This is a genomic window from Nocardioides sp., from assembly GCF_034670285.1.
Taxonomy (GTDB): Bacteria; Actinomycetota; Actinomycetes; order Propionibacteriales; family Nocardioidaceae; genus Nocardioides.
Genome location: NZ_JAXMNS010000286.1, coordinates 1 through 5,085, shown reverse-complemented (window position 1 = coordinate 5,085; position 5,085 = coordinate 1). Strand labels below are relative to the sequence as shown.

Annotated in this window: 7 protein-coding genes; 3 read left to right on the top strand and 4 right to left on the bottom strand. The window is 70.2% G+C overall.

Annotated features, from left to right (window positions below):
• Positions 1 to 1,168: MMPL family transporter (locus VOI19_RS14010; RefSeq protein WP_323793579.1), on the bottom strand; the 1,168-nt coding region annotated here is incomplete at its 3' end.
• A gap of 121 nt (positions 1,169 to 1,289) precedes the next feature.
• Between VOI19_RS14010 and VOI19_RS14005 the strand changes: the two genes are divergently transcribed.
• On the top strand, positions 1,290 to 2,051 hold the full coding sequence (locus tag VOI19_RS14005) for a TetR-like C-terminal domain-containing protein (RefSeq protein WP_323793578.1): 762 nt from the start codon (positions 1,290 to 1,292) through the stop codon (positions 2,049 to 2,051).
• Here the strand turns inward: VOI19_RS14005 and VOI19_RS14000 are convergent.
• From VOI19_RS14000 to VOI19_RS13990, 3 genes are all read right to left on the bottom strand, one after another.
• Entirely contained in the window at positions 2,041 to 2,739 is a 699-nt protein-coding gene (locus VOI19_RS14000; RefSeq protein ID WP_323793577.1) for an NAD-dependent deacylase, read from the bottom strand. The genes VOI19_RS14005 and VOI19_RS14000 overlap by 11 nt on opposite strands.
• 48 nt (positions 2,740 to 2,787) lie before the next feature.
• Entirely contained in the window at positions 2,788 to 3,174 is a 387-nt protein-coding gene (locus VOI19_RS13995; protein WP_323793576.1) for a hypothetical protein, read from the bottom strand.
• Positions 3,175 to 3,265: 91 nt separating this feature from the next.
• Complete coding sequence (locus tag VOI19_RS13990) at positions 3,266 to 3,586, bottom strand: response regulator transcription factor (protein WP_323793575.1); 321 nt, start codon at positions 3,584 to 3,586, stop codon at positions 3,266 to 3,268.
• A 245-nt stretch (positions 3,587 to 3,831) separates the two neighbouring features.
• Between VOI19_RS13990 and VOI19_RS13985 the strand changes: the two genes are divergently transcribed.
• The gene (locus tag VOI19_RS13985; RefSeq protein ID WP_323793574.1) at positions 3,832 to 4,443 is read left to right on the top strand and encodes a hypothetical protein; all 612 of its coding nucleotides are present in this window, start codon (positions 3,832 to 3,834) and stop codon (positions 4,441 to 4,443) included.
• Positions 4,444 to 4,534: 91 nt separating this feature from the next.
• Positions 4,535 to 5,085: PLP-dependent transferase (locus tag VOI19_RS13980; RefSeq protein WP_323793573.1), on the top strand; the 551-nt coding region annotated here is incomplete at its 3' end.

Below are 5,085 nucleotides of genomic sequence, written 5' to 3'. Positions count from 1 at the left end.
CGAGCAGGAGCAGGATCGTCGCCGACATCACCAGGACCGGACGACGCATCACGGCGTGCGCCAGTCGTCCCCAGCGTTCCTCGCCGGCCGACGAGGCGACGGACCGGCCACGGCGCCAGGGCAGCCGGCCGGCGTCGACGCGGCGCCCGAGCAGCACGAGCGCCGCGGGCAGCATGGTGAGCGCGGCCAGCATCGCGATCAGCACGGCCGCCATGCCGCCGTACCCCATGGAGCGCAGGAAGTTCTGCGGGAAGATCAGCAGGCTGCTCATCGCCGCAGCGACGGTGAGCCCGGAGAAGAGCACCGTGCGCCCGGCGGTCGCCAGCGTGCGGCCGATCGCGATGCCGGGTGAGTCGGAGGCGTCGGGCAGCAGAGCCAGCTCTTCGCGGAAGCGACTGATCACGAAGAGCGCGTAGTCGATCGCGAGCCCGATGCCGATCAGCGAGACCACGTTGACGGCGAAGACCGAGACCTCGAGGAACTCGGTGATCAGCCGCAGGATCGCCAACGAGCCGATCATGGCCAGCACCCCGACGACCGCAGGCATCGAGGCCGCCACCAGGCTGCCGAAGATCAGCAGCGCCAGCAGGATGACGATCGGCAGGCTGATCAGCTCGGCGCGCTCGAGGTCCTCGGAGGTGATCTCGTTGACGTCGTTGTAGACCGCGTAGCTGCCGGCCAGCTCGACCTCGAGACCGCCGCCGACCGACTCGAGGATCGGCGAGATCTCGTCGTACGCCGTGAGGAAGTCGTCCTGCGACTCGCCGGCCAGCGACACCAGCACCTGGACGGCGGTCCCGTCGCGGCTGACCAGCGGTGCGGCGGCTTCGGCCGGGAGATCGTAGGGCACGACTATTGACGTCACCAGCGCGGCAGGCAGGTCGGCGACGACGTCGCGCACGGCGCGCTCGAAGGACGCATCCGCGGCCGACTCGGAACCGTCGGCGGCGGAGTAGATGGCCACGACGTCGACGGTGCGGTTCCCGAACGTGTCCTGCTCGAGGCGCAGCTCACGAGCCGACTCGGTGCCGGGATCGTCGAAGCCGCCCTGGCTGAGGGAGTCGAAGACCCCGAAGCCGTAGGTCGCGGCGGCAACCGTGACGAGCATGCCGACGATCAGCACCCGGCGCGCCCGGTGGGCGACGATCTGAGCCCAGCGATCGATCATGAGGGTCTCCTGCTACCGCCGCCGAGTCGGCTGAGTGATGGGTCTTCATTGAAGTGAACGGTGTTCACCGTAAACGGTGTAAACTCTCAGCGTCAAGCCTCCCCGCGATCTCGAGGACCCCGTGCCACACCTGATCGACCCCACGCTCACCCGACGCGAACGCCAGCGCGAGTCGACGTACGCCGACATCGTCACCGCCTCCCGCGACCTGCTCCAGGACTCCCCCGAGCTGTCGCTGCGTGCCGTCGCGGCCAAGATGGGGCTGACCGCGCCGGCCCTCTACCGCTACGTCGCCAACTACCAGGAGCTCGTCGACCTCGTCGCCTTCGAGATCGACAAGGCGGCCACCGAGACGTTCGCCGCCGCAGCCGACGCCCTCGATCCCGACGACGCCGCCGGCCGCCTCGTGGCAGCGACGACCGAGTTCCGGCAGTGGGCGCTGGGCAACCCTCACGAGTTCTCCATCGTGTTCGCCAACCCGATCGCCGAGGCCGCCTGCGTGCGGCGCGAGCTCGTCACCCTGGCCAGCTCGGGGCACCTGCTCACCGACCTCATCCACGACGTCTGGGTCCAGCGCCGCTTCCCGATCCCGGCCCTCGACGATCTCGCGCCGGCCGTCCGTGAGGCGCTCGAGGAGCCGCTCATCCCCGCCAAGGTCGCGCACATCGCGGCCGAGGACCGCGGGCTCGTGTGGGTCTACATGCAGGGCTGGACCCAGCTGTACGGCGTGGTGGTGCTGGAGGTGATGGGCCACATGGACCCGAGGGTCATCGAGTCCGGCGAGATGTTCATCGACGTCGTCCGCCGCTTCGCGCCGACCGTCGGACTCGCCGACGACGTGCCCCGCCTCGAGGCGTTGATCCGCGAGCGCCTCAGCCGCTGATGTCGGCCAGCAGCTCGTCGACCCACGCGGGCACGAGCCGACCGGCTGGACCGTGCCGTGCCTCGTCGAAGAGCGACGTGCCCTCGCTGCGGTCGAGGTTGAGCTCGAGGGTGCGGGCGCCGTGGGCGGCGGCGAACTGCACGAACCCGGCGGCCGGGTAGACCGCGCCGGAGGTGCCGATCGAGACGAACAGGTCGCACCGCTGCAGCTGCATCTGGATGAGGTCCATGCCGTAGGGGATCTCGCCGAACCACACCACGTCCGGGCGCAGCTCGGTGGCGTGGCACCCCGGGCAGGGCGGGTAGTCGGCCAGGTCGGTGAGCCACCTGACGTGGTCGCCGCAGCCGCGGCAGAGCGCCGAACGGAGCTCGCCGTGCATGTGGTGCACGTGGACCGACCCGCCGCGCTCGTGGAGGTCGTCGATGTTCTGGGTGACCAGGAAGACGTCGTCCGCCCAGGCCGCCTGGAGCCGACTCAGGGCGACGTGAGCCGGGTTGGGGTCGACGAGCGAGAGCGCCGCGCGACGCTCGTCGTAGAAGCGGTGCACCACTCCCGGCTGCCGCTCGAATGCCTCGGGCGTGGCGACGTCCTCGACGTGGTGGCCCTCCCAGAGCCCGTCGGCGTCACGGAACGTCGGCACACCACTCTCGGCGGAGACGCCCGCGCCGGTCAGAATGACGATCCTCACCCCGTAGTCCTACCAGCAAGTGACCACATCATCGCCACCGCGACCCGCTCAGAACGCCCCCGGTCGTGCCCGACCACCGGCCGCGAGAGCGGCGAACGAGCCGACCACCCCGAGCGCGCTCGCCAGGGCGGCGAGCCAGAAGCCGGTGCTCATCATCTCGGCGAACTCCTCCGACACCGCCGCCAGCGCAACGAGGTGGGCCAGCCCGACGACGACCCAGGGCAGCCGCGAGACCGTGAGGTAGCCGGCAGCCAGGATCAGCACCACTGGCGCCAGGATCATCCAGCCGATCCCGACGGCGTAGGGCGTGTGACCGATCCGTTGCTGGTGCTCGATCATCGCGAGGGCGTCGCCGTCGATGGTCAGCAGCAGCGCACCCGCGACCGCGAACGCGGCGGCGGTGGCGGCAAAGGGCAGCAGGCGGACCGCGCTCATCGGCTCGGCACCGCCCCGAGAGAGTGGGGGGACATGGCACCAGTGTCTCCCGAACGGCCGGAGCCGTCAGCAGGGACGCCTGGTGAAGACCTCAGATGGCAGCGTTGAGCGGCGGGTTGAGGTGCGAGCCGAGGTGGCCCTCCTCGAGGAGTCCGTGCATGACGCCCCAGATGACGGCGTGCGAACGCGTCGGCGCCCCGATGCGGCGGTAGGCGCCACGGATGTAGGTCTTGACCGAGTTGAGGCTCAGGTAGAGCGTCTCGCTGATCTGCTGGTTGGAGTAGCAGTTGGTGATCAGCCGCAAAACGTCGACCTCGCGCGGGGAGAGATCGCTGATCGCGGTGTCGCCGGCGAGGAACTCCGGGCCCTCGACCATCAGCGTGCGGGCGTCGTGCAGGTTGCTGACGGTCATGCCGACACCACCATCGCGAGGAGGAACGCCAGGAACGGGCCGAGGAAGAGGAAGGCAACGCTCCAGAGCTCGGAAGTCCAGTGAGGGGCCTGAGCGTCGGACGACATGATTGACATGACAATCAATTGCCCGCCTGACCCGCGGGCCAAACCCACCTCGTCGAGATTCACCCCTGAGGATGAGTCTCGCCCCGACCCCACCTTCGGACGAACCGACCGACGGACAGCCGCGCGTAGGCTCGTCAGGTGCCCAACCACCAGCGCATCCTCGTGGTGAGCACTGACGCCGCCGACACCGAGCTCCGCCGCCTCACAAGCGAGCTGCGGCGCCACCCCGTGGTTCTCACCGCCCCCACCGCGGAGGCCAAGCGCGTGGTCGGAGCCCTGGCCGTCGAGCCGCTCGTCGAGGTGCTGCTGGCCCCGACGCGCTTCCCCCCGGCCGACCGCAGCCACCAGCTCGACTCACTCGTCCGCGGGCACGCCCTGCGTGATCGGTTCCGCGACGTGGTGGTCGTGACCGACACCGCGTCGTCCACCCTGCTGCTGCGAGCCCTCGCACCCGACCAGCTGGCCACGGGCGGAGCCGTGACGGTCGTGGGCCTCCCCCGCGCAGATCGCCCGGTCTCGGTCGGGCGGGCAGTCGTCGTCGGGCTCGGCCTCGGGCTGGCCGCCGGCGTGGTGGAGTCCGTCGTGCCGCTCCTGCTCCTGCCCGTGGTGACGGCGCTGCTCGGTCTCGGCCTGCTGCTCGCGCCACCGTGGCGCCACCTGGGACGCGAGGCCCTCCTCGCCGCAGCGATCTCGGTCGTGGCTGCTCTGGCGGTGATCTCCGGGTCGGCGCGCTTCCCCGGCGGCTGGTGACGACCGACGGGTGAACGACCCGGCAGCGTCCCGACGAGTCTGCCTAGGCTCGCCCTGCCGCCCGACGACGCGTCCACCCACAGGAGAGTCCATGACCTATCGCCCCGAGACCCTTGCCGTCCACGCCGGTCAGGAGGAGGCCGACCCGACCACGAACAGCCGGGCGGTGCCGATCTACCAGACCACCTCCTACGTCTTCAACGACACCGAGCACGCCGCGAACCTCTTCGCGCTCGCCGAGCCCGGCAACATCTACACGCGGATCATGAACCCGACCCAGGACGTCTTCGAGCAGCGGATGACCCAGCTCGAGGGCGGCGTCGGCTCGCTGGCCGTCGCGAGCGGCTCGACCGCGACGACGTACGCCGTGCTCAACCTCTGCTACGCCGGCGACAACATCGTGGCGATGTCGACCCTGTACGGCGGCACCTACGCGCTGTTCGCCCACACGCTGCCGCAGTTCGGCATCGAGGTCCGTTTCGTCGACCCCGAGAAGCCCGAGGACCTCGCCCAGCTCGTCGACGACAAGACCCGCCTGGTCTTCGGCGAGACCGTCGCCAACCCCAAGATCAACGTCGTCGACATCCCGGCCTGGGCCGAGGCCGCTCACGCCCACGGCCTCCCGCTGATCATGGACAACAC

Excerpts from the sequence above, each read along its gene's own strand:
- VOI19_RS13995 (WP_323793576.1), bottom strand. The coding sequence starts at position 3,174 with ATGAGCGCGGTCCGCCTGCTGCCCTTTGCCGCCACCGCCGCCGCGTTC.
- VOI19_RS13990 (WP_323793575.1), bottom strand. The coding sequence starts at position 3,586 with ATGACCGTCAGCAACCTGCACGACGCCCGCACGCTGATGGTCGAGGGC.